This is a genomic window from Streptomyces flaveolus, from assembly GCF_000716535.1.
In the GTDB taxonomy this organism is placed as follows: domain Bacteria; phylum Actinomycetota; class Actinomycetes; order Streptomycetales; family Streptomycetaceae; genus Streptomyces; species Streptomyces flaveolus_A.
In genome coordinates, this window is sequence record NZ_JNWV01000040.1 from 16,365 (window position 1) to 36,737 (window position 20,373).

The 20,373-nt window shown below is 72.5% G+C and carries 24 protein-coding genes; 5 read left to right on the forward strand and 19 right to left on the reverse strand.

The genetic code is table 11. The features are described from left to right. Positions 1 to 48 precede the first annotated feature (48 nt). The 5 genes from OO52_RS36925 to OO52_RS36945 all read right to left on the reverse strand — a co-directional run bounded on the left by OO52_RS36925 (position 49) and on the right by OO52_RS36945 (position 6,764). The gene (locus tag OO52_RS36925; RefSeq protein ID WP_051818792.1) at positions 49 to 3,345 is read right to left on the reverse strand and encodes a discoidin domain-containing protein; all 3,297 of its coding nucleotides are present in this window, start codon (positions 3,343 to 3,345) and stop codon (positions 49 to 51) included. Between the two features lie 88 nt (positions 3,346 to 3,433). Continuing rightward, a complete protein-coding gene (locus OO52_RS36930) occupies positions 3,434 to 4,300 on the reverse strand; it encodes a FadR/GntR family transcriptional regulator (protein WP_051818794.1) in 867 nt (288 codons plus the stop codon). Between the two features lie 293 nt (positions 4,301 to 4,593). Beyond that, complete coding sequence (locus OO52_RS36935) at positions 4,594 to 4,764, reverse strand: hypothetical protein (RefSeq protein WP_158712605.1); 171 nt, start codon at positions 4,762 to 4,764, stop codon at positions 4,594 to 4,596. Between the two features lie 90 nt (positions 4,765 to 4,854). Then, positions 4,855 to 5,847 carry an alpha/beta hydrolase family protein gene (locus OO52_RS36940; protein ID WP_030652577.1) on the reverse strand — a complete coding sequence of 331 codons (993 nt, stop codon included), beginning with the start codon at positions 5,845 to 5,847 and terminating at the stop codon, positions 4,855 to 4,857. Continuing rightward, the gene (locus OO52_RS36945) at positions 5,844 to 6,764 is read right to left on the reverse strand and encodes a zinc-binding dehydrogenase (RefSeq protein WP_030652580.1); all 921 of its coding nucleotides are present in this window, start codon (positions 6,762 to 6,764) and stop codon (positions 5,844 to 5,846) included. Before OO52_RS36945 ends, OO52_RS36940 begins: the two co-directional genes overlap by 4 nt. A gap of 89 nt (positions 6,765 to 6,853) precedes the next feature. Here OO52_RS36945 and OO52_RS36950 point away from each other — a divergent pair, with 89 nt between their 5' ends. Then, positions 6,854 to 7,831 (forward strand): LysR family transcriptional regulator, encoded by a 978-nt coding sequence (locus OO52_RS36950; protein ID WP_030652583.1) that lies wholly within the window; start codon positions 6,854 to 6,856, stop codon positions 7,829 to 7,831. Here OO52_RS36950 and OO52_RS36955 read toward each other — a convergent pair. Genes OO52_RS36955 through OO52_RS53240 form a run of 4 tightly spaced genes read right to left on the reverse strand, consistent with a single transcriptional unit; the run spans position 7,819 to position 10,002 of the window. Beyond that, complete coding sequence (locus OO52_RS36955; RefSeq protein WP_030652585.1) at positions 7,819 to 8,328, reverse strand: hypothetical protein; 510 nt, start codon at positions 8,326 to 8,328, stop codon at positions 7,819 to 7,821. The genes OO52_RS36950 and OO52_RS36955 overlap by 13 nt on opposite strands. A gap of 24 nt (positions 8,329 to 8,352) precedes the next feature. After that, complete coding sequence (locus tag OO52_RS36960) at positions 8,353 to 9,426, reverse strand: MerR family transcriptional regulator (RefSeq protein WP_037630240.1); 1,074 nt, start codon at positions 9,424 to 9,426, stop codon at positions 8,353 to 8,355. Positions 9,427 to 9,443: 17 nt separating this feature from the next. Next, entirely contained in the window at positions 9,444 to 9,713 is a 270-nt protein-coding gene (locus tag OO52_RS53235; RefSeq protein WP_234339869.1) for a hypothetical protein, read from the reverse strand. After that, positions 9,670 to 10,002 (reverse strand): EF-Tu/IF-2/RF-3 family GTPase, encoded by a 333-nt coding sequence (locus OO52_RS53240; RefSeq protein WP_234339865.1) that lies wholly within the window; start codon positions 10,000 to 10,002, stop codon positions 9,670 to 9,672. The genes OO52_RS53235 and OO52_RS53240 overlap by 44 nt, the downstream gene beginning before the upstream one ends. Before the next feature lie 165 nt (positions 10,003 to 10,167). On the opposite strand from OO52_RS53240, the gene OO52_RS36970 reads away from it, so the two are divergent. Then, positions 10,168 to 11,154: an aldo/keto reductase gene (locus OO52_RS36970; RefSeq protein WP_030652591.1), complete on the forward strand. Its 987-nt coding sequence runs from the start codon at positions 10,168 to 10,170 to the stop codon at positions 11,152 to 11,154. Positions 11,155 to 11,213: 59 nt separating this feature from the next. Here OO52_RS36970 and rox read toward each other — a convergent pair whose 3' ends face one another. From rox to OO52_RS36985, 3 genes are all read right to left on the reverse strand, one after another. Then, entirely contained in the window at positions 11,214 to 12,650 is a 1,437-nt protein-coding gene (gene rox / locus OO52_RS36975) for a rifampin monooxygenase (protein WP_030652594.1), read from the reverse strand. A gap of 174 nt (positions 12,651 to 12,824) precedes the next feature. Further along, the gene (locus OO52_RS36980) at positions 12,825 to 13,322 is read right to left on the reverse strand and encodes an allene oxide cyclase barrel-like domain-containing protein (RefSeq protein ID WP_048910546.1); all 498 of its coding nucleotides are present in this window, start codon (positions 13,320 to 13,322) and stop codon (positions 12,825 to 12,827) included. Positions 13,323 to 13,464: 142 nt separating this feature from the next. Next, positions 13,465 to 14,439, reverse strand: a complete 975-nt coding sequence (locus OO52_RS36985; protein WP_053212519.1) for a hypothetical protein — start codon at positions 14,437 to 14,439, stop codon at positions 13,465 to 13,467. Between the two features lie 195 nt (positions 14,440 to 14,634). Here OO52_RS36985 and OO52_RS36990 point away from each other — a divergent pair, with 195 nt between their 5' ends. Beyond that, the gene (locus OO52_RS36990; RefSeq protein ID WP_030652603.1) at positions 14,635 to 15,087 is read left to right on the forward strand and encodes a MarR family winged helix-turn-helix transcriptional regulator; all 453 of its coding nucleotides are present in this window, start codon (positions 14,635 to 14,637) and stop codon (positions 15,085 to 15,087) included. A gap of 28 nt (positions 15,088 to 15,115) precedes the next feature. On the opposite strand, the gene OO52_RS36995 is transcribed toward OO52_RS36990, so the two are convergent. The 7 genes from OO52_RS36995 to OO52_RS51775 all read right to left on the reverse strand — a co-directional run bounded on the left by OO52_RS36995 (position 15,116) and on the right by OO52_RS51775 (position 19,360). Beyond that, on the reverse strand, positions 15,116 to 15,820 hold the full coding sequence (locus OO52_RS36995) for a hypothetical protein (RefSeq protein ID WP_030652604.1): 705 nt from the start codon (positions 15,818 to 15,820) through the stop codon (positions 15,116 to 15,118). 121 nt (positions 15,821 to 15,941) lie between these two features. After that, entirely contained in the window at positions 15,942 to 16,310 is a 369-nt protein-coding gene (locus OO52_RS37000) for a nitrile hydratase accessory protein (protein WP_030652608.1), read from the reverse strand. Next, positions 16,307 to 16,906, reverse strand: a complete 600-nt coding sequence (gene nthA / locus OO52_RS37005; protein ID WP_030652611.1) for a nitrile hydratase subunit alpha — start codon at positions 16,904 to 16,906, stop codon at positions 16,307 to 16,309. The genes OO52_RS37000 and nthA overlap by 4 nt, the downstream gene beginning before the upstream one ends. After that, positions 16,903 to 17,619 (reverse strand): nitrile hydratase subunit beta, encoded by a 717-nt coding sequence (gene nthB, locus OO52_RS37010; protein WP_324608317.1) that lies wholly within the window; start codon positions 17,617 to 17,619, stop codon positions 16,903 to 16,905. The genes nthA and nthB overlap by 4 nt, the downstream gene beginning before the upstream one ends. Positions 17,620 to 17,625: 6 nt before the next feature. Then, positions 17,626 to 18,414: a CbtA family protein gene (locus OO52_RS37015; protein WP_078877285.1), complete on the reverse strand. Its 789-nt coding sequence runs from the start codon at positions 18,412 to 18,414 to the stop codon at positions 17,626 to 17,628. Between the two features lie 14 nt (positions 18,415 to 18,428). Next, positions 18,429 to 18,665: a CbtB domain-containing protein gene (locus tag OO52_RS37020; RefSeq protein WP_078630015.1), complete on the reverse strand. Its 237-nt coding sequence runs from the start codon at positions 18,663 to 18,665 to the stop codon at positions 18,429 to 18,431. Positions 18,666 to 18,907: 242 nt separating this feature from the next. After that, a complete protein-coding gene (locus OO52_RS51775; protein WP_030652623.1) occupies positions 18,908 to 19,360 on the reverse strand; it encodes a hypothetical protein in 453 nt (150 codons plus the stop codon). A 246-nt stretch (positions 19,361 to 19,606) separates the two neighbouring features. On the opposite strand from OO52_RS51775, the gene OO52_RS37030 reads away from it, so the two are divergent. Beyond that, a complete protein-coding gene (locus tag OO52_RS37030) occupies positions 19,607 to 19,846 on the forward strand; it encodes a hypothetical protein (RefSeq protein ID WP_030652626.1) in 240 nt (79 codons plus the stop codon). Then, positions 19,846 to 20,223, forward strand: coding sequence for a hypothetical protein (locus OO52_RS37035; RefSeq protein ID WP_030652629.1), 378 nt, complete (start codon positions 19,846 to 19,848; stop codon positions 20,221 to 20,223). Before OO52_RS37030 ends, OO52_RS37035 begins: the two co-directional genes overlap by 1 nt. The last annotated feature ends 150 nt before the right edge of the window (positions 20,224 to 20,373 follow it).

Here is a 20,373-nt window from a genome sequence, read left to right on the forward strand (position 1 = left end):
AGCCGGGGGCCGGGGCACCTTGATGCCGGGAGCGGGGAGGCCGGGGGCCTAGAAGCCGCCGTAGGCCTGGAGTTCGTAGACGCTGCCGCCGTTCCAGCTCGAGGCGGTGACGGTCAGGCGCAGATAGCGGGCGTCGACCGGGGCGTCGGGGAGGGAGTAGGCGGTCTGCGCCGTGGTGTGGCCGGCGGTGTGGTCGTCCAGCGCCGACCAGTTCAGCCCGTCGGCGGAGTACTCCAGGAGGTACTTGTAGCCGCTGGGCTTCTCGAACGTCGTGACCACTCCGGAGACGCTGGTGACCTTGCCCAGGTCGACCTGGATCCAGGATGGGTCGGGCAGGCCGAGGCCCTGGGCCCAGCGGGTGGACAGGTCGCCGTCCACGGCCAGTGCGGGGACGTTCGGCTCGGAGTAGGAGGAGACGGTGACGGGTGCCTTCAGGGCGAGGTCATGGTCGGCCGGCATGGTGACCGTCGCCGCCGGGCTCGGCTCGGAGGCGTTGAGCGCCGCGTCCCTGGCCACGACGGTGAAGCCGTACTCCTTCCCGGGCGTGAGTCCGCTGACCCGCAGCCGCGTCGCGTCGGTGACGGCGATCCGCTCGCCGTCCCGGTAGACGGCGTAACTGGTGACGCCCTGGTCGTCCGGGGCGGCCGGCCAGCTCACCTGGGCGAGGCTGGGCAGCAGCGGGGTGACGGTGGGCCTGGGCGGCGCGTCCGGGGCGGTGTGGTCGTCGCCGGGGGCCAGCGGGGTGCCGTAGACCTGGAGTTCGTAGACGCTGCCGCCGTTGGAACTGGAGCCGGTGACGGTCAGCCGTACGTACCGGCCGTGGACGTCCTTGTCCGCGAGGGAGTAGTTGGCCTGGGCGGTGGTGTCACCGTCCGTGTGGTCGTCCAGGGTGGTCCAGTGCGCCTCGTCCGGGGAGACCTCCAGGCGGTACTTGTAGCCGCTCGCCTTCTCGAAGGTGGTGATGGCGCCGGTGACGTCGTACTGCGCGCCCAGGTCGACCTGGATCCAGGACGGGTCGGGCAGGCCGAGGCCCTGGGCCCAGCGGGTGGACAGGTCGCCGTCCACGGCCAGTGCGGGGGTGTTCGGCTCCGAGTAGGAGGAGACCGTGACCGGCTGGCGCAGCGCCAGGTCCGCGCCGTCGGGCAGGGTGACCGTCACGGGCGGGCTGGGCGGCGACTCGTTGCCCGCCGCGTCGCGGGCGGTCACCGTGAAGGTGTACGACGCCCCGGCGGTGAGGTTCGGGATGCGGACCGAGGTGCCCTTGGACGCGCTGACCACCTTGCCGGCGCTGTGGATCGCGTAGCCGGTGACACCGTTGTCGTCGGTCGCGGCAGGCCAGCTCAGATCGACGACGGTGGGCAGGCCGGCGACCGCGCCGGGCTTGCCGGGGGCCGTCGGCGCGGTGGGGTCGCCGGTCTCCGGGTCCGGGTCGAGGTGCCGGTACGCCGGCTGGAGTCCGGCGTTGTCGACGATCGAGGCGGGCAACTGCTCACAGCCGTCGACCGTCGTGTTGTTCGTGATCGTGTCGTCGGTGCTGTTGAACTGCGCGCTGAACCTCGGTGTGGTGGTGAAGTTGTAGTCGGCGGTGATGTCCATGCCGTGGTTGAGCAGCAGCCACTGGTAGGCGACATCGCAGAAGGCGTTGTTCGTCGTGTGCCAGTAACGGCTGCCCTCGTCCTGGTAGATGGCCCCGTAGGCCAGCTCCGGGACCTTCCTGACGTAGTTGCCGGAGACGATGCCGCCGGGGTTGGCGCTCAGGGTGTAGATCGCACCGCCGTCGGCCTGTGACTTCATGATGTCACTGATCTCGTTGTCGCTGATGACGTTGTCACGGGAGGTGGTGGGGGTGTCCCACACCGGTACGCCGGAGTTGCCCGGGTAGTTGGTGTCGCCGCCCGGATCGGTCAGGCCCCAGCCCCAGCCCACGGAGATGCCGCTGTACGGCAGGTCGTACACCTTGTTGTGGGTGATGACGGTGTGGTCGGTGTAGCCGGCGAAGATGCCCAGGGAGCCGTTGTACTGGTCGGCGACATGGGTGACGACGTTGTTGTCGACCGTGTTGTCCTTGGTGACGTCCCGTGGATCGTCCGGGTGCGCGTCCACGACCTCGACCCCGCCGACCTGGATGCCGGTGGCCGCGACCTGCCGGAACACGTTGCCGGTGACGTGGGTGCCCCGCGTCCCGGTGTTGAGGTTGAGGCCGACGGCGCCGAGGTGGGTGAAGGTGTTCCCCTCGAAGGTGATGCCGTGGCCGTGGCTGACGTTGACCGCGCCGGGTGTCTTGGCCCACTTCAGGCGGGTGGAGTCGAAGTCCGGGTTGTCGTCGCCGACGATCCGGAATCCGGCCTGGCCCTCGATCAGCCCGTCGTCCGAACTCGGGGCGAGCCAGGTCGAGTAGGAGAAGGTGATGCCCCGGAAGGAGACGTTGCCGACCGGGTGGTCCTTGGTGCCGTCCAGGTCCACGAGATCCTGTACGCGCGGGACGGTCACGGTCGCCTTCGCCAGGTCCTGGCCCTGCTTGGGCATGTAGTAGAGGTCGCCCTCGCTCTTGTCGAGGTACCACTCACCGGGGGTGTCCATCAGCTCCCGCGCGTTCTCCAGCCAGGTGGGGTTCTGGATCTCCTGGCCCTCGTGGAGGTTGGCGTTGTGGAAGCAGGGCTGCCGCATGGTCATCGTGGTGCCGGAGACGGACTGCACGGGGCAGCGCATCATCATCCAGCCCCACTTGCTGACCACCTCCATGTCGGACTGGTTCTTGTACGCGTCCAGACGGGTGTCGGTGATCTTGTAGCCGGTCGCCGTCTTGGAGAAGCCGGGCGGATTCTCCGGGCCCCGGGCCCGTGTCTGAAGCTCGCCGTCGACGTACAACTGCCGGGTGTCGAGGTCACCCACATGCGCCTTGTACACCGTGCGGCCGGCGTCGACCGGAGTCCAGCCGGTGACCCGGCTGCCGCCGCTGATCACGGGATGGGCTCCCGGCGCCGCCTCGTAGACGACGCGGTGGCCGTTGGTGCCCGAGTCGCGCGGCGTCAGGGTGAAGGTGTCGGTGAGCCGGTAGGTGCCGGAGAGCAGCTCGACATCGATGTCACGGCGCATGTCACGGTTGATCCCGCGCACGAAGTCCCGTGCGTGACCGAGCGTGCGGAACGGATGCTTCGAGGTGCCCGAGCCGGTGTCGCGGCCGTGGTCGGGCGAGACGTAGATCTTTAGCGGGGGCGGGTCGGCGGCCCGCTGGGCGGCCTGGGCGCCCGGGGCGGTGAGCGGGAGGGCCGCGGTGGCCAGGGCGAGTACGGTCAGTGCGCTTCTTCGCCGGGGGCGGCGGGGTGGCGCCGAGGGTATGGACATGGGAATCCAATCGCCTGCGGGGTGAGGAGGGGAGGGGAGGGGGAGATGGGCGGCTCGTTCCTGGGGACACCCCGACGGCGACCTCGGGTCAGGAGGCGGACGTCACCGGCGGGGTGGGCTCGGTGGCGGCGCCCGCGGCGTCCGTGCCGGTGGTGGTCTCCGATACGGCGGACGCGGCCGGTTCGGCGCTGCGGGCGGCGACATTGAACAGACGGTCGCGGATGCGGCGCTCGAACTGCTGCCGTGTCGTGGCGATGTGCTCGGTCATCAGCGCGGCGGCGCGGTCGGCGTCCCCCGCGGCGATGGCGTCGGCGATCGCCATGTGCTGGTGACCCGCCACCTCCAGCGAGCCCGGCGTGTCGCCGTGGAAGAGCAGCACGTCGGACTGCGCCGCCAGACGCCGTACGTTGGTGACGCTGGAGCGCAGGAAGATGTTGTGGGCGGCGATGCCGACGGCGTCGTGGAACAGCTTGTCGGCCACCGCGAACGCGTCGGCGTCGTCCTCACGGCCGGCCTCCAGGGAGCGCTCGGCGCCCTTCTGGATGTTGCGCACCTCGATCGGGGCCGCCTGGCCCGCCGCCCGGCGGGCGGTCTCGGCCTCGATCAGGCTGCGGTAGTCCAGCAGCATCAGCACGTGTTCCATGCTGGTCGGCTGGAAGTGCGCCATGTCGTCGTCGGCGAGCCCGCCGGGCGAGTCGGCCACGAAGATGCCGGCGCCCCGCCGGACACTGAGCCGGCCCAGGGCCGCGAGCACCTTCACCGCCTCGCGGGTGACATTGCGCGAGGTGCCGAGGATCTCGGCGAGCCCCGCCTCGGTCGGCAGCCGCGCGCCGGGCCGCAGACCCTGTTCGGCGATGTACCCGAGGAGCTGCTCGGCGACCAGCTCGTAGCCCGGCCGGTAAGGCCTGGGCGTCGTCCCGTCGCCCTTGGCCGATACCTTGCGCTCTGCTGACACGAGAACAACTCCCAGCACCCGGAATGAATCTGACTCATTGGCGGGGCAACTATGGCACCGGGGTGGGAGCTCGACAAGGGTTACGGTCAACTCCGTTGTGCTCACGTCCCGGCCATTGCGTCCGGAGGGAGCGGAAGTCTATGGTCCGTGCGATCCAGTCGGCGGGAGTCGGCAGCGAATGAATCAGATTGTTCACGGGACGTTCCGGCCGTCGGCACGGCCGACCACCCCCGCACGGCCCGGCGGGCTGACCGGGGCGCGCTTCCTCGTCCTCGGCCGCGAGGCACAGCACGTCACCCCGGCGCCTCCGCCTCCTGGGAAGGCATCAGCGGCCGCGGCGAGCTCCGGGAGGCCCCCGTCCCTCCGCCCAGGACCTGTTCCAGGCCCACCGGTTCGACATGGGCGTGGCCGGTGCCGGCCCGCACGGCCGCCAGGACGACCCGGCCCTGAGCGAGCAGGGCCACGTCCGCCGGCCCCCCGCCGGCCGGGGCGTCCCCCCGCTGGCCCGTCCGGCTACAGGACTGCGTCACCCAGCCGGACCGAGCCGGACCGGTTCACGCCGGTGGCCCGGTCAGGGCGGCCGTGATGTGGTCGGCGAGGCGGGGCAGCCAGTCGGGGCGGGCGTTGCCGAGGAGGTGGTCACCGTGCGGGACGTTCAGGTAGGTGCCGCGCGGTGCCAGGCGGGCCAGGGGTTCGCCGTCGGTCACGCCGGGGATGACGTCCTGGCCGCCGTCCACGACCAGCAGCGGGGCCGCGATGCGCGGGGCCAGGTCGGTGAGGTCGACGTGGCGGGCGAACGCGCGGGCGGCGTCCGCTCCTGCGGTGCGGCGCGTCAGGATGTCCCGCACCGGCGGGGGCAGTTCGGCCCAGTCGAGGCGGAAGGGACCGCTGACGGTGGCGACCGCCGCCACCCGTGGCTCCAGCGCCGCCGCGCGGGCCGCGAAGTAGCCGCCCAGGCTCAGGCCGACGAGCCCGACGCGGGCGACGCCGAGGGCGTCGACCACCCGGCCGACGACCTGCTCGTACTCCGGTCGCAGCACCGTCGTGGCCGCGAGCACGCCCTGACCCGGGCCGTCCATCGAGAACACCGCCAGGCCCCTGGCCAGCAGCGCGGCCACCAGGTCCGAGAACTCCTCCTTGGCGGAGTCGAGCCCCGGGACGACGACCACGGTGCCGGGCGCGTCGGCGGGGCCGCGGAGCCAGCCGGTGAACCCTTCACCCGTCACGCGCCGGGCACCGGGTTCCAGGAGGGCGAGGGCGCGGCCCAGGGCCCGGTCCGCCTCGGCCGCGGCACGCGGGGCCTGCGGGTACGGGGCCAGCGTGGCCAGGTGGAACCACCGGGCCGCCATGAGCAGGTGCCCGCCCGCCGAGAGGGAGGATCCGGCCTGCTCGGCGCGCTCCAGATGGGCGTGTCCGGTGCGTACGAAGGCGGGTCCCCAGTCGGCGACGGAGGCGAGGCCCTCGGTGACGCGCCGGTACTCGTGCGGGTCGACGCCCGCTCCGGTGGCGCGGGTCCACTGGGCGTCGGCGAACTCCGTGGCGTTCAACGTTCCTCTCCCGTCGTCAGGACTGCCTTGCCGCGTATCCGGCGCTCCCGCAGGTCGACCAGGGTTCCGGCGGTCTCGGCCCAGTCGCGGACCCGGCCGATCTCCGGACGCAGCCGCTCCCGTTCCACGAGGCGTACCAGCGCCGCGAGATCGGCGGCGTACGGGGCGCCCGCGTAGTGGAAGTGCTGGATGGTCACGCGCTCGGGCCCGCGCAGCAGCTCGAAGAAGTCGAGGGTCACCGGGGTGCGGCTCGCCTGGCCGAACCAGAGGAGCGTCCCGCCCGGCCGCACCTTCGACAGGGCCCGCGGCAGATCCGGCCCGCCCGTGGACTCCAGTACGACGTCGAACGGCCCCCGAGCCGCCGTCACGTCGTGCACCACCTCGGCGCCCAGCTCCGCGAGCCGCGCACCGCGCACCGGCGTTGCCGTCACCGCGGTCAGCTCGGCACCGGCCCCGACGGCCAGCTCGGTGACGTAGTGCCCGACCCCGCCCGAGGCGCCGGTCAGCAGCACCCGCCGGCCGGCCAGGGAACCGGCCGCCCGCAGCAGGCGCAGCGCGGTGATCCCGGCCAGGGGCAGGGCCGCCGCCCGTACGGCGTCGATGCCGGCCGGGAGCACCGCGAGGGAGTGCGTGGGCACGGCCGCGTACTCGGCCCAGCCGCCCCGCGCCGGATGCCCGGCCACGCGGGCGCCGACGCCGGGGCCCGAGCCGTCGGCCGCGGCCTGGACGACGAGCCCAGCGATGTCCTTGCCGGGCAGCAGTCCGGGCTCGGGGCGTTCGAGGAGGAACGTCTCGCCCCTGTTGGGTGCGAACGCCTCGACCTTGACCAGCGCCTCATCGGGCTCCGGGACGGGCAGGGGGACCTCGGCGAAGGCGACCGGACGCGCCGCGTCCCCCGTGGGAATCAGTCTTCGCATGCCGGGAATGCAACCCCGTGTCCCGTGCCGGGGTCCAACAACGAAACGGCACGACCGACAACCGTTGGTTGTCACCTATGGTGGAGGCCATGGATCTGGACGGGGCGCAGATACGTGCCTTCGTGCGCGCCGCCGAGGAACTGCACTTCGGACGGGCGGCGGGGACGCTCGCCATCTCCCAGCAGGCGCTGTCGAAGCGGATCGCTCGGCTGGAATCCCTGCTGGGCACCGAGCTGTTCGAGCGCGGCGGGAGCGGTGTACGCCTGACCGACGCCGGCCGGCGCTTCCTGGAGCCGGCCCGGCAGACCCTGGCCGCGGCCGACGCGGCGGTGGCGGCGGCGATGGGGGAGGACCGGCCGCTGCGGGTGGACGTCTGGGGGCATCTGTACGCACCTATGCGGACGTTGGCCGAAGTGGCGGTGAGCGGCGGGCACGCAGAACGGGACGTGTTCGCCGGCGAGTTGGTGCTGGGCCACGGGCGTGACCTTCCGTCGGTGACGGCGGCGCTGCTGCACGGCGACACCGACGCGGCCTTCGGGCGGGTCCACCCCCCGTTGCACTCCGGACTGGCACACCGCCTGGTCCGCCTCGAACCGGTGGACGCCGTCCTCGCCGCGGACCATCCCCTCGCCGCCGAACCGGCCCTGCGGCCGGACCAGTTGCGCGACAGCGTGCTGTGGGCGCCCGGCCCGCTGGACCGCCTGGACTTCCTCCACCAGTTCGCCGACCGGTTCGCGATCCGGAACAGTGCCACGAGCGTCAACCTGGGCCTCGCCCACTTCCTCGCCGAGGTGGCGGCCGAGCCGCGCCGCTTCTCGCTGCTCCCCGCCGACGTGCCCCTGCCCGACGTCCCCGGGCTGCGCTCCGTACCGCTCGTCCACCCCACGCCGCTGTACGCCTGGTCGCTGCTGTGGCGCACCGGCGCCGGGCACCCGGGGCTGCCCGGCCTCATCGCCGCCTGCGCCGCGCGGGCAGGGCGCAGCCGGTGGCTGGAGTACGACCCGGCCCGCGACTGGCTGCCCGAACCACCCGCGGACCGGGAATCTCCTCCGCGTCACGCGCTGTGACCCGGGGCCGAGTCACGCTTGGCCGTGTCCCGCCGGACGATGGCGTCGGCCACCTGCTCGATCGCCGTACGCAGCACGGCACCGTAAGCGTCCTGGGGCAGGTTCGGGGCGTGTTCCCGGGCCGCGCCGATGTGTTCGGCGGCGGCTTCGAAGGACCCGAGCCGCCGGTAGTCGTCGGCGAGGTTGAGGTGCAGGGACGGCTGGAAGCCGGCGACCTGGAGACCGGCGTGATGCTCCTGCACGCGCTGGTCGGTCAGGGCGTCGGCGGCGTCCAGGGCCCGGATGTCCCAGACCAGCGCCCGGGCGGGGTCGTCGTAGAGGTCTGCCATGTGGTGCGCGAGGGAGCAGCGGTGCAGCGGGTCCCCGGCGGGACCGATCGTGGACCAGAGGTCCAGGAGCTTCCGGCGGGCGGTGGCGGCGCCCCCGGCGCGGACTTCGGCGACGGCCCGGCCGATGGCTTCCATGGTCGGATCGGTGCCGGCGGAACTGGTGGTCATCGAAAGTGGTCCTCGTCTTCTGTCTCAGGCGGGGCGGTCGGGTCCGGCAGGCATGGCCAGCGTGGTGAGATCGCCGCGGTCGGCGGAGCGAACGGTGACGGGCCGGTCGGTTCCCCGCAGGTCGAGCATCACGTCGGAGCCGATGGCCGTGCTGACGGCCGGATAGAACGTGGTCAGCTCGAACGAGATCTGGAGGGGCGTTTGCCCCGTCACAGCGGCCGGGAGCGAGAAGCCGGGCTGCTCGTCATCGGCCGCCAGAGCCTTCAGCCCGTGGCGGGTCACGCACAACGACAGCCGCCCGCCCGCGTGTTGTTCCAGGGCCCGCAGGAGCAGGTCCTTGCGGACGGTCACCCGGGTCGTGACCTCGGACAGTGACGCGAGCATCAGCCGGTGGTCGGGGAACTTCGCCGACAGCAGTCGGCAGTACTGGTCGTTCCCGTCCGCCGTACGCAGCCGGATCCCGTGCGGCGTGGCTTCGACTCGTACCAGCACACTGCGGCGAATTCCGCCGACCGCGGCCCGCAACTCGTCCCCGCTCACCGTGGCCGCCCATGCGGAGGCCGCCGGTTCGACGGGAACGAGGGTTCGTGTCGCGAGCCGGTAGCGGTCGGTCGCCGTCAGCGTGACCGCGTCCTGGGCCGCCTCGACGTGCAGTCCCCCGAGCACCGGCATCCCCGGATCGCGTGCGGTCGCGGTCAAGACCTGCTCGATCGCGTCGGCCAGCACAGGACCCTTCAGCGCCGCGATCGGCACGCTCGGGACGTCGGCGAGCGACGACTTGATCAGAGCGGCCTTCCGCCGCACCGCCTCCGCGTCCTCCACGACCTTCCCGACGTGCTCGTCGATCAGCCGGGACGCTTCATCGGGCCCGGCGTCGAGAACCGCCTCGACGGCACTGAGGGGCATGGCGATCTCACGAAGCCGACGCAGCTCGACGGCCCGGGCCACCTGGTCGGCGCCGTAGTGACGGTAGCCCGTGACCGGGTCGGTCCGCGCGGGGGGCAGCAGCCCGGAGTCGGCGTAGAACCGCAGCGCACTGGACGTCAGCCCGGTGCGCCGGGCGAACACCCCGATCGGCATCAGCTCAAGGTTCGGCACCCCGCCATCGTGGAGCTTCAACCAACTCGAAGGTCAAGCGGGTGCGGGAGCCGAGTCACGGTTCCCGAGCCGGCGGCACGACCGTGGTGACGGAAGGCGAAGGACTGGCCCTCCTCAAGGGCGACGGGCTGTTCGAGCCTGACCGTCACCGCGCCCTTGTGAAGCGGCCACAGCGCGTCCGTGTCCTCGGTCGACGTCACCACGCCCGACACCACGGCGGTACGGATGTGGAACTGAAGACGCTCACCCGTGCGTACCTCGGCGCCCCCGTGTTCCTCGGACAGCAGCGTGGATGTCCGCGGCGAAGCCGGCGTGTGCGTCGATCGAACCCGGTGCCGCCAGCACCTGTCCCCGCGCGAATGCTTCCGCCACCACACCGCGCAGCAGCAGTCCCACGTTCATGCCCGCACACGCCTCGCCCACGGGCCGCTCGCCCGCGTCGATGCCCGTGACGTGCGCTGTCGCGCCACCGAGGCCGACGAGTTCCACCTCGTCGCCCTCGCGGACCCGGCCACGCTCGATCCGGCCCGTCGGCATGACCAGCCCGCCCCGGCGGAAGACGTCTTCGACAGGCATCAGGAACGGCTTCCGCGCGGCACTCACCGTGCTCCCCCTCACAGCCCGCCCACCGGTCACGAGGGCCCGGGGTGACGCCGTCGTGGCCGGCCACCGTTTGACATGGAGCGTACTCCAGTACCTAGCGTCCTCGGTGAACGTCCGACGAGTGCAGGAGGCAGCAGCATGACCGACGTCCCCACCCGCAAGCTGGGCGAACTGGCGGTCTCCGCGCAGGGACTCGGCTGCATGGGCATGAGCCACGGGTACGGCGCCGCGGACGACGCGCAGTCGGTCGCGACGCTGCACCACGCCCTCGACCTCGGGGTCACCCTCCTCGACACCGCCGACTTCTACGGCGCCGGGCACAACGAGGAACTGATCGGGAGGGCCATCGCCGGGCGGCGCGACGAGGTGGTGCTGGCGACCAAGTTCGGCTTCGCCAACCGCCTGGGCGAGCCCACCCTGATCCGCGGTGACGCCGCCTACGTGCGCCAGGCGTGCGAGGCCTCCCTGCGCCGGCTCGGGGTCGACCACATCGACCTCTACTACCAGCACCGGGTCGATCCGCGGGTGCCGATCGAGGAGACCGTCGGTGCCATGGCCGAGCTGGTGCGGGCCGGCAAGGTGCGGTACCTGGGACTGTCCGAGGCCGGCGCGGGGACCGTCCGGCGGGCGCACGCGGTCCACCCGATCTCCGCGCTGCAGAGCGAGTGGTCGCTGTGGACCCGGGACCTGGAGGCGGAGATCGTCCCGGTCTGCCGCGAACTCGGCATCGGCCTGGTCCCCTTCTCACCGCTCGGACGCGGGTTCCTGACCGGACGCTACAGCTCGGTCGACGGGCTGGCGGAGACCGACGTACGGCGCAGCCAGCCACGGTTCGCCGACGGCAACCTCGAACGGAACCTGGCGATCGTCGCGAAGCTGGAGGAACTGGCCGCCGCCAGGTCCGTCACCGCCGGCCAGCTCGCCCTGGCCTGGCTGCGGCACCGGGGCGACGACGTGGTGCCGATCCCCGGCACCCGGCGGCAGCGGTACCTGGAGGAGAACCTCGCGGCGCTGGACGTCGAGCTGTCCGCCGAGGACCTCGCCGCGATCGAGGCCGCGGCCCCGCCCGAGCACATCGCGGGCAGCCGCTACGACGCGACCAGCCTCACCTTCGTCAACCGCTGACCCGGGAAGGCGGGTGCTGCCGGATGGCGCCGTACGCGCCGGTGACCGCACCCGCCCGCTCATGCCCTGGCCGCGCCGAACCACCGGGACAGGTGGTCGAGCAGATCCCGCTGGTCCTCGCCGACCCAGGCCACGTGCCCATCCGGCCGCAGCAGGACCGCGGGCACCTCCAGTTCCTCGCTGACGTCGGCGACACGGTCGACCCGGTCCGCCCAGCCGGCCACCGAGAGCCGGCCGGTCTGGTCGAGCAGCAGGCCACGGCCGCCGTGCATCAGCTCATAGAGGCGGCCCCGCTTCAGCGGGACGTCCCGCAGACGCCGGCCGAGCAGGTCGTGCCCCTCCCCGAGGTCGTAGCGGACGTCGACCGCGGTGATGATCCCGGTGATGTACCGGTTCACCTCCTCGAAGTCCATCAGCCTGCCGAACAGTTCGCGCAGCGCGGTCGCACCCGGATCGGTTCCCAGCAGCGTCATCTGCGCGCGGGTGTTGTCGAGTACGGCGGCGCCCACCGGGTGCCGTTCGGCGTGGTAGCTGTCCAGCAGGCCCTCCGGCGCCCAGCCGGCCACCTCGGCGGCCAGCTTCCAACCGAGGTTGAACGCGTCCTGGATGCCGAGGTTGAGGCCCTGCCCCCCGGTCGGCGGGTGGATGTGCGCCGCGTCGCCGGCCAGCAGCACCCGGCCGACCCGGTAGCGCTCGGCCTGCCGGGTGGCGTCACCGAACCGGGACAGCCAACGCGGCGAGTGCGCCCCGAAGTCGGTGCCCGCGACCGCCCGCAGCCGCCCCTTGAACTCCTCCAACGTCGGCGCGGTCGTACGGTCCTCGGCCACCCCGTCGGCGGGGACGCCGATGCGGTACACCCCCATGTTCCCGTCCACGTCGGGAATGGCACCGAACCGAAGCTGGGTCCTGCGCACCTCCTCGACGACGGCGGCGATCGTCGCCGGGTCCTCGGTCACCTCCATGTCGCCCAGCAGAGTCTCGACCTTGGAGGGCTCACCGGGGAAGCCGACGCCGAGCAGCTTGCGCACCGTGCTGCGGCCGCCGTCGCAGCCGACGAGGTACCGCGAGCGCAGCAGCGTGCCGTCCGCCAGTTCGGCCGTCACCCCGTCCGCGTCCTGGACGAGCCCGACCACCTCGTGGCCGCGCCGGATCTCGGCACCGAGTTCCAGGGCACGCTCGTTCAGCAGCCGCTCGGTGGCCTGCTGCGAGATGGCGAGGCCGTACGGATGGGCCGTGTCCAGCCGCTCCGGCCACGGCTTCATGACGCCGCCGAAGAGCCCGCCGACCCGGAACTTCTCACCGGCCGCCAGGAACCGGTCGAGCAGGCCGCGTTGGTCCGTCATCTCCACGCTGCGCGCGTGCAGACCGCGTCCGCGGGACTGCTCGGTCGGCTCGGTCAGCTTCTCCAGCACGACCACGTGTACGTCGTGCAGCCGCAGTTCGCAGGCCAGCATCAAGCCGGTCGGTCCGCCGCCGACCACGAGCACGTCGATCATCAAGGCCCCCCATTTCCGCAGGTTCTGGTCGAGGCCGGAGATTCTGCATCACCACCGGGGCCTTGCCGCAAGGCCCCCCGTGCGCTATATGTTGAGAGTGGCAAGGAGTGGGTGACCTCCTTGCCTTCGTCATGTGTACCGGTTTCGCTCACCCGAACCGGCCCCGCGTACGCCTCAGCGGTGGAGGTGGACGGTGAAGTGCCGCTCGGTGGCGCCCGCCGGAACGGTGCGGACGAAACCCTGGGCGGTGCTGTAGGCGCCCGAGCCGCCGGTGATGCCGACGTCGACGGAGGACGGGGCCGGCAGGTGCAGCAGCGACTGCGCGGTGAACTGCCCCTCGGGAAGCGCGAAGGTGCCCAGGCACTGGAGGGCGGCCGGGCTGACCCGGGTGAAGGTGCAGGCCGAACTGTGGTCGCCCACCTTCACGCCGTCGCGGTAGAGGTCCTCGTGCACGATCCGCTGGTCGCCCACGCTGATGCCCGGTTCGCCCAGATCGACTTCCCCGGACGAGGTCTGCTTGCCGACCAGTTCGAAGGTCTTCGCGGGCGGCTTCGCGACCGCCGCGTCGGCCGACGCCGACGGTGCGAGCGCCGCACCTCCGGCGATGGCCACGGCTGCTCCGGCGGCTGCCAGCAGGTGGCGAGCCTTGCGTGTTGCGGTGATCTTCGGCATCTCTGCTCTCTTTTCGTTCATGGGTGTGCGTGGTGCGGTGGGAGGCGACCGGCCTGCCCGGCCTGCCGGGTCGGACCGCGACGGAGTCGATCCACGGGTCCGCGTAGTCGCGCCGGCCGCCCCGGCGGGGGCGCAGGAGCCGTCAGGCGGTGGCGGACGCGCGTCGCCGTTCCAGGCGGCCGCGCGGGACGAGCAGCGCCGCGGCGACGACGGCCCACAGGGCCAGCGTGACGACAGGCCGGGTCGCGTGCGCGCCGTGGAAGTAGCTGAGGTCGGCGATGGCGCGGACGGCGGCGCCGGGTGGCAGCAGCGCGGAGACGGCCCGGGCCGCGGTGGGCAGCAGGTCCGCCCCGATGGTGGCGCCGCTGGTGGCGTTGCCGACGGTGAGGAGCAGGAGGGTGGCGACCGGGAGCCCGACGGGGCCTAGGTAGGTGCCGAGCAGTTTGGTGGTGAAGGCGGCCGCCGCCGCTAGCAGGGCGAGGGTGGCGATCAACGGAACGACCGGTGCCGGAACCGCTCCCAGAACCGGCCCCGCGATGATCGCGGCCACGGTGCCGATGGCCGCGGAAGCGCCGGTCAGCAGCCAGAACCGGTGGCGCAGGTGCAGCAGGCCGGCCAGGCCGACGGCGTTCGAGCCGAGCACGAAACCGGCCAGGGTGACACCGAAGGCCACGTAGAAGCCGGCCAGCCCGCGGGCGTCGAAGTGGGCCAGCGGCCGGACGTCCTCGGTGGCGACGCGCATGCCCGCCCCCTGGGCGTAGGCGCCGACGAGGGACTTCACGGCGGCCGTGGTGGACGTGCCGTTGGCTCCCGCCACCTCCAGGCGCAGCTCGCCCGGACCGCCGGTGCTGAGCGCGGCGACGACGTCGTGGTGCTCCAGGGCCCGGTGGGCCGCGCCGGCGTCGGCGGCGGGGAGCACCTCGACGCTGTCGCCGAGTGCCCGGTGTATCTCGCCCGGCAGGTCGGCACCGGCGACGGCGAGGGGGACGTGGTGCGGCTGCGGGTCGCGCTGGAGACCCACGTAGCAGCTCACGAAGGCCGCCACGACGATCAAGGCGATGAGGGTCGGCTGCAGCCAGGCCTTCACCGGCGGGCGGCGGTGGACGGGGGTTTCCATGATGAGGCTCTCTGAGGGTCGGTCGGGGGGTGCGCGGGGGGGATGTGCGGGGCCGTGCGGGGTGCGACGTTTTTACGAGCATATGCTCCTATCTTGGCGGGGGCAAGGGCGGAGCTGCGGTCGGCCGTCGGCGGCACAGCGCCCTGCCGCGCCGAGCGGTGCTCCTATCATGGGCCGGAACCCACGGAGGAGATCATGACCAGCACCCCGCCGGACCTCGCCGAGCAGTGCAACAACCTGGCGCTGCGCAAGGCGGCCCGGTACCTCGGCGCGACGTACGACAAGGCGCTGGCCCCCGTCGGGCTTCGTGCGACGCAGTTCAGCATCCTGCAGAAGCTCGCTGCGCACGGGGAGACGACGATCACCGCCCTCGCCGACATGATCGCGATGGACCGTACGACGATGGCCTCGAACCTCAAGCCGCTGGCCCGCGAAGGCCTCGTGACCGTCGAGACGTCGCCGAACGACCGCCGGGCGCGCATCGCCGCGATCACGCCGGACGGCCGTACCCGGATGCGGGAGGCGGTCCCCCTGTGGAAGGACGTCCAGGCTCGCTTCGAGGAGGCCTTCGGCGCCGAGGACGCCGATCGCCTGCGCATGTCCCTCGCGGCCGTACTCGGCACCGGCTTCACGCCATGGGCCGAGTAGGACCACCGGCACGTCCGCGAACGGCTGCCTATTTCGTCGTGCCCCACAGCTGACCGGCCGGCACGTGGGACGGGTTGCCCATGAGCCTGGCGACCCGGATCTGCCCGGGCACCGTGGACCGGTGAGCGCGGTCCCCGGAGTGACCATGGCGGGGGGAGGCGTGGGTGAAGGTCATCGCGTAGGGGTGCGTGAAGTCCGTGGTCGAGCCATTGACCAGCGGGAAGTGCTTCTGGGCGGCGGTCGCGGGTGAATCCGCGGTGTCGATGATCCAGACGGTCCTGCCGGAGGTCCCGCATTTCTGCAGGGTGAGGCCCTCGTTCTGGTACGCGGTGGTGGCCAGGCCCGCACACAGGCCGGTGCCCTCGCCGTGCGGCGCGTACTCCACCTCCACCGCACGCAGGTTGCCGTAATGCCGGTTCACCTCGGCGGACACGAGGCCGTCCTTGTAGAAGTCGGACACCGGGCCCGCTCGGTGACCGACGATGTCCCCGGCCGGATCAGTGGTGCTGACGGGGCGCATCACGGTGGCCTGGCCGACCGCCGCCACTCCTCGATGCACGGTTTCCACCAGATCGGGGTGCGCGGCCGTGCCGAACTCGGCGCTGTAGATCTGTATGCAACGGTCGCCGCACTCCGCGGTGGCCGCGTCGGCGGCGACCGTTCCCGCGGTTCCGAGGCCACCGACCGCGGTCAGTATCGCCACGGCCGCGAACAGTTTGCTCCTGACAGGCACGAATGATTCCTTCGGGGAAAGGCAGCGCGTACTGGGCACTGCTCGGTTGGGCAGGGGTGAGCCGGCGCGGACGGTCCTCCGCCTGTGTGGGCGGAGGGCAGACGGCCCGGCGCTCTTCGGCTCAGTGCGGGTGCGGGTGCGGATGGGAGTGGTCGTCGGAGTGGTCGTGGCCGGGCGGGCGCTGGGCCAGGGTTTCGGCGCGCGCGGCGACCTCGTCCGTCGTCACGGCGCACAGGCCGACGAGCACGTCCTCCAGGGCGGCGAGCCAGAGCCGGTAGTACTGGTAGGGCTCCCCCGGCGCCGCCGTGGACTCCCAGGCCGCGATCCGGGCGGCCAGCGCGGCCTGGAACTCGGGCCAGGTGAACGCGCCCGCCTCGTACAGGCTGACGGCCATGCCGAAGGCGCGGCTCTCCCACGGCTCGGCGAACACCAACTCGCCGTTGGAGCGTGGCGGTGCGGCAGGTCCTTCGATGTCCAGGGGCGCGCTCATGGTGCCGCCACCTTCGCCACGCCGACCATCGCGTCCCTCGTCACGAGAGGCACCAGCTCCTCCTCGGACAGGTGCTCGGTACCGGCCGGACGTTCGGGGAGCACGAGCCAGCGCACCTCGGCGGTGGAGTCGTGGACGGTGATCCGGACGTCGTCGTCGAGGTCCAGTCCCATCTCGGACAGCACGGCGCGCGGCTCCTTGACCACGCGCGAACGGTAGGCGGGGTCCTTGTACCAGCTCGGCGGCAGGCCGAGCACCGGCCACGGGTAGCACGAGCACAGCGTGCACACCACCACGTTGTGGGTGGTCGCCGTGTTCTCCACCACGACGATGTGTTCGCCCTGCGCCCCGGAGAAGCCCAGCTCCTTGATGGCCGCCGTGCCGTCTTCGAGCAGCCGGCGGCGGTACTCCGGGTCGGTCCACGCCTTCGCGACGACCTTGGCGCCGTTGAGCGGGCCCACGTTGGTCTCGTAGGTGGTGATGATCCCGTCCATCGTCTTCGGGTCGATCAGCCCCCGCTCGGTGAGCAGTTGCTCCAGTGCCTCCGTGCGCAGGGAGGGGGGAAGACGGTCGCCCGTTCCGCTGGTGGTGGTCATGAGGTCTTCTCCAGATAGCTCTCGTACATCTCGACGGTGAGGGCGAAGGGTGCGGCGTCGGCGCCCCACAGCTCGCGCGAGTCGAACCGCACGGAGTAGACGTGCTGCGGGTTCTCCCCCAGGAAGTGCGCGTTGGTGTCCGGCAGGACGGAGGCGGGCTGGACACGCTCGACGACACCGGTGTGTCCGCGCACGTAGGCCGGCAGCCGGGTGTGGCCGGGCACCGGCACGTCCTTGGTCCGCACGCGCTCTCCGGTGGTGAAGGCCGGGGCGGTGTCCACGGAGCGCAGCGAGCCGGCGCCGACCGGCGCCGCGGTGGGCGCGTAGTCGGGCCGCGGGGCCGGGACGGGCGGCTCTTCGACGTGCTCGCCCCGCAGATTGCGGGCGCGGGCGTCGATCGCGCCCGGTGCCAGGGTGGCGCTTTCGGTGAGCATCAGCTCCGCGCCGTTGAGCCAGCGCCCGAAGTAGCCGTCGTCCAGGTAGGCGGCCCGGTCCAGGCGCTCCATGGCATGCCGGAAGGCGTCCGGGTTGTAGCCGCCGCACGCGATGCGGCTGGAAAGGAGCGCCAGTGCGAACGCCCGGCCCTGCCAGCGTTGCTCGAAGACCGGTTCGTCGGCCCTCGGCGGGCGAAGGGAGCCCCAGCCCGGGGTGCCCCCCATATCGGCGATGCCATCCATGGGTGACCTTTCGTAAATATGGCTGATAAGTAACATTTTCGATCAGGCTCGGGCGGGCGGCTCGATCTGCGAGGTGCGGGTTCGTACGAATCCGCCGCGCGGTGCCGTCCGTGGGGGGCGGCGGGCGCTCCACTCGCCCAGCAGGCCGTATGTCGCGCCCAGTGCCGCCCAGAGCAACAGTGCGGTGGCGACCGACCAGAGCCTGAAGTCCCACAGCGGCCCGGCCGGGACGTCGAGGGCATCGGGATTGTCCGGCAGGGTGAACAGGGCCGCCGTCGCCGCGCCGAGGACTCCCGCGACGCAGAGCTGCCGGGCCGGTGCGCCGTGGCCGCGGCGGGTCAGGTGGTCGTGCAGGGCCCAGGCCAGGGCCACACCGATCAGGCTGATGGCGATCGCCCCGAGCCAGGCCTGGGTGCGCAGGCCGACCGTGCCGGGGTCGCCGACACCGGGCGGGTTCGACGGGTAGCGCACGAACGGCAACAGCCACACGCCGGTGAATCCGGCCGCGGCCAGCCGCAGTGCCCGCCGCCAGGCCTCGGTGCCGGGGGCGCGCCGGTGCAGCAGCAGGTGGACGACCGCGAAGAGCAGGCCCAGGGCGAGGCCGGTGACGGTGGTCGCCACCAACAGGCCGAGATGCTGGGTGGCCCGGGAGAAGACCTCCGCGTGATGACCGGCGTGGTGCGAAGGCTCGGTGACCTCATGGGCCGACTCCCGGCGCACGGCGCGGTCCATCAGCGGCTCGACGAGGAGCCAGGAGAATCCTCCGCTGAGCAGACCGGCCACGGTTCCCGCTGCCGCGCCACGGCCCAGCGGTCTCATGACGGAACTCATGGTGCGGTACCTCGTCAGTGGCAGGGGGCGCCGAGCAGGTGCCGGCCGTCGTGGGCGAACTCGTGCAGGTAGTTCGCGCTCGTGGCGAGCTTTCCCAGGACGGGGGACAGCAGTTGTCCCTGGTCCAGGAAGACGGCGTACAGCGCCAGCAGGGCGAGGACGACGGCGGTGCCGGCGACGGCGGCGTCACGGAGCGGACGAGCCGCCAGCGCGGCAGAGCCGCCGGACGCGGACAGGGGCGGATGCGACATGAGTGCCTCCTTCGTGGGGGGCCTTGGGGGCGGTGGTCGGGGGAGGGCGGGCCGGCCCGGGACGTCACGACGGGCTCTGGCCTCGGCCTCGCGGCCACACTACGAGCATATGCTCCTAAATGGAAGAGCTGCTCCACCACTACCGAGACGCCCGGGACGACAAGGCGTTCGCGGGCCGTCGCCGTCGCCGTACGGTGTGACGATCTACGACGGCCGGCGGGGACCGCTCCCTGCCGCTCGCGTCACCGTGACGGCTCGGCGGGCCGCAGCAGGACGTCGCACAGCACCCCCGGTGAATCGGACGGGACGCACAGGCGCAGATGGCCGGCGGCACGGACGACCGTCAGGCCCGGGTCCGGGGCCGGGTCCGGCGGGGGATGGTCCGGCCGGTCCGGGGCCGGGTCCGGCGGGGGATGGTCCGGCCGGAGGGTCACCGACCTGCCACGGGCGTCGAGCGACCACCGCCCCGTATCCGTGAGCCCCGTGCCCGACGACGTGCCGACCGGAAGGCCGGTCGCCGAGAAACGGCCGTCGGCGGCGAACTCCACCTGCCCGCCCCCGTCGCCCTCCGCCCTCCAGGTGCCGAGGAGCGCGGACCGGGACGGGACGTCGGCGAACCAGGGCTGGGTGTTGTGCGCGGCGACCGCACGCCAGGCCGCCGCGCCGGCCACCACGGCGGCCACACCCGCGAACACCGCGCGACGCCGCCACCGCGCCGGTCGCCGTTCCCCCTCACGCACCGCGCCGCCGCCCGTACCGCACCACTCGCCCACCGATCCCCGTCACGGTGATCATCGAACCGGCCGGAAGGCGGCGAGCGCAAGCCGTCACGCCTCCGGGGCCGACGGCGGTGCAGTGGTCCCCCGTCGGGCGTGCGTTCGTACGCCCCCGGGTCCCGGAAAAGCTACCCCCGTCGTGGTAACAGCTGTTACCGTCAGGGGATGGCCAAGACACAGCTCGGCGCGCGCGTCGACGAGGAGATCGCGGAACTGGCCCGGGCCCGGGCCAGGGACCGGGGCCTGAGCGTCGGCGACTACATCGCCGCCCTGGTCCGGGACGACACCGGCGGACTGCGGCAGCGCGGCATGGACGCCGCCCGGCGCTTCCTCGACGAGCACCAGGCCGTCTTCGACGCGGCCGAGGACGCCGACCGGGGCACCCCGGGCGTGCACGCCGCGTGATGGAGCTGTACATCGACGTCCCCTGGATCCTCGACGTCGCGGAACTGGCCGGCGCGCGGGACCCGGCCCCCGAGGACTACGGCGTGCCGGTGTCCGCCGTCGCCTGCCACCGTGCCGAGCTGCTGGAACAACCCGTCTACGACGGCCCCTTCGCACGGGCCGCAGCCCTGGTGCACATCCTGGGCCGCTGCCGCTGGCTGGAGCGCTCCAACATGGCCGTCGCCGCGGCGACGGGCGTGATGTACCTGGAAGCCTCCGGCATCCCGGTCAAGCCCACCCACGACGACGCCGTGGCCCTGCGCGACCTGCTGCGGGACCCCCTGTGCACCGCGGCGGGGATCGCCGCCCTGCTGCGCACCTGGCCCCGGGCGACCTGACCGCCACCCCCGCCCGTCGCGCTCGGGACCATGTCGCCCGGGTGATGGCGGCGAGGTCTTCGCCGCAGCCAAGGTGGCCACCAGCCTCGGTGCCGCGTTGCTTGGCACGTCGGACGCGAGGGGGGAGGAGCAGGCGATGCGGACCGGCTC

Excerpts from the sequence above, each read along its gene's own strand:
- OO52_RS36990 (WP_030652603.1), top strand. The coding sequence starts at position 14,635 with ATGACCAGCACCCCGCCGGACCTCGCCGAGCAGTGCAACAACCTGGCG.
- OO52_RS37035 (WP_030652629.1), top strand. The coding sequence starts at position 19,846 with ATGGAGCTGTACATCGACGTCCCCTGGATCCTCGACGTCGCGGAACTG.
- OO52_RS36985 (WP_053212519.1), bottom strand. The coding sequence starts at position 14,439 with ATGGAAACCCCCGTCCACCGCCGCCCGCCGGTGAAGGCCTGGCTGCAG.
- OO52_RS37015 (WP_078877285.1), bottom strand. The coding sequence starts at position 18,414 with ATGAGTTCCGTCATGAGACCGCTGGGCCGTGGCGCGGCAGCGGGAACC.
- OO52_RS37030 (WP_030652626.1), top strand. The coding sequence starts at position 19,607 with ATGGCCAAGACACAGCTCGGCGCGCGCGTCGACGAGGAGATCGCGGAA.
- nthB (WP_324608317.1), bottom strand. The coding sequence starts at position 17,619 with ATGTTACTTATCAGCCATATTTACGAAAGGTCACCCATGGATGGCATC.
- OO52_RS36955 (WP_030652585.1), bottom strand. The coding sequence starts at position 8,328 with ATGACCACCAGTTCCGCCGGCACCGATCCGACCATGGAAGCCATCGGC.
- OO52_RS53240 (WP_234339865.1), bottom strand. The coding sequence starts at position 10,002 with ATGCCTGTCGAAGACGTCTTCCGCCGGGGCGGGCTGGTCATGCCGACG.
- nthA (WP_030652611.1), bottom strand. The coding sequence starts at position 16,906 with ATGACCACCACCAGCGGAACGGGCGACCGTCTTCCCCCCTCCCTGCGC.
- OO52_RS36925 (WP_051818792.1), bottom strand. The coding sequence starts at position 3,345 with ATGTCCATACCCTCGGCGCCACCCCGCCGCCCCCGGCGAAGAAGCGCA.
- OO52_RS36945 (WP_030652580.1), bottom strand. The coding sequence starts at position 6,764 with ATGCGAAGACTGATTCCCACGGGGGACGCGGCGCGTCCGGTCGCCTTC.
- OO52_RS37000 (WP_030652608.1), bottom strand. The coding sequence starts at position 16,310 with ATGAGCGCGCCCCTGGACATCGAAGGACCTGCCGCACCGCCACGCTCC.
- OO52_RS36970 (WP_030652591.1), top strand. The coding sequence starts at position 10,168 with ATGACCGACGTCCCCACCCGCAAGCTGGGCGAACTGGCGGTCTCCGCG.
- OO52_RS37020 (WP_078630015.1), bottom strand. The coding sequence starts at position 18,665 with ATGTCGCATCCGCCCCTGTCCGCGTCCGGCGGCTCTGCCGCGCTGGCG.
- OO52_RS36980 (WP_048910546.1), bottom strand. The coding sequence starts at position 13,322 with ATGCCGAAGATCACCGCAACACGCAAGGCTCGCCACCTGCTGGCAGCC.
- OO52_RS36950 (WP_030652583.1), top strand. The coding sequence starts at position 6,854 with ATGGATCTGGACGGGGCGCAGATACGTGCCTTCGTGCGCGCCGCCGAG.
- rox (WP_030652594.1), bottom strand. The coding sequence starts at position 12,650 with ATGATCGACGTGCTCGTGGTCGGCGGCGGACCGACCGGCTTGATGCTG.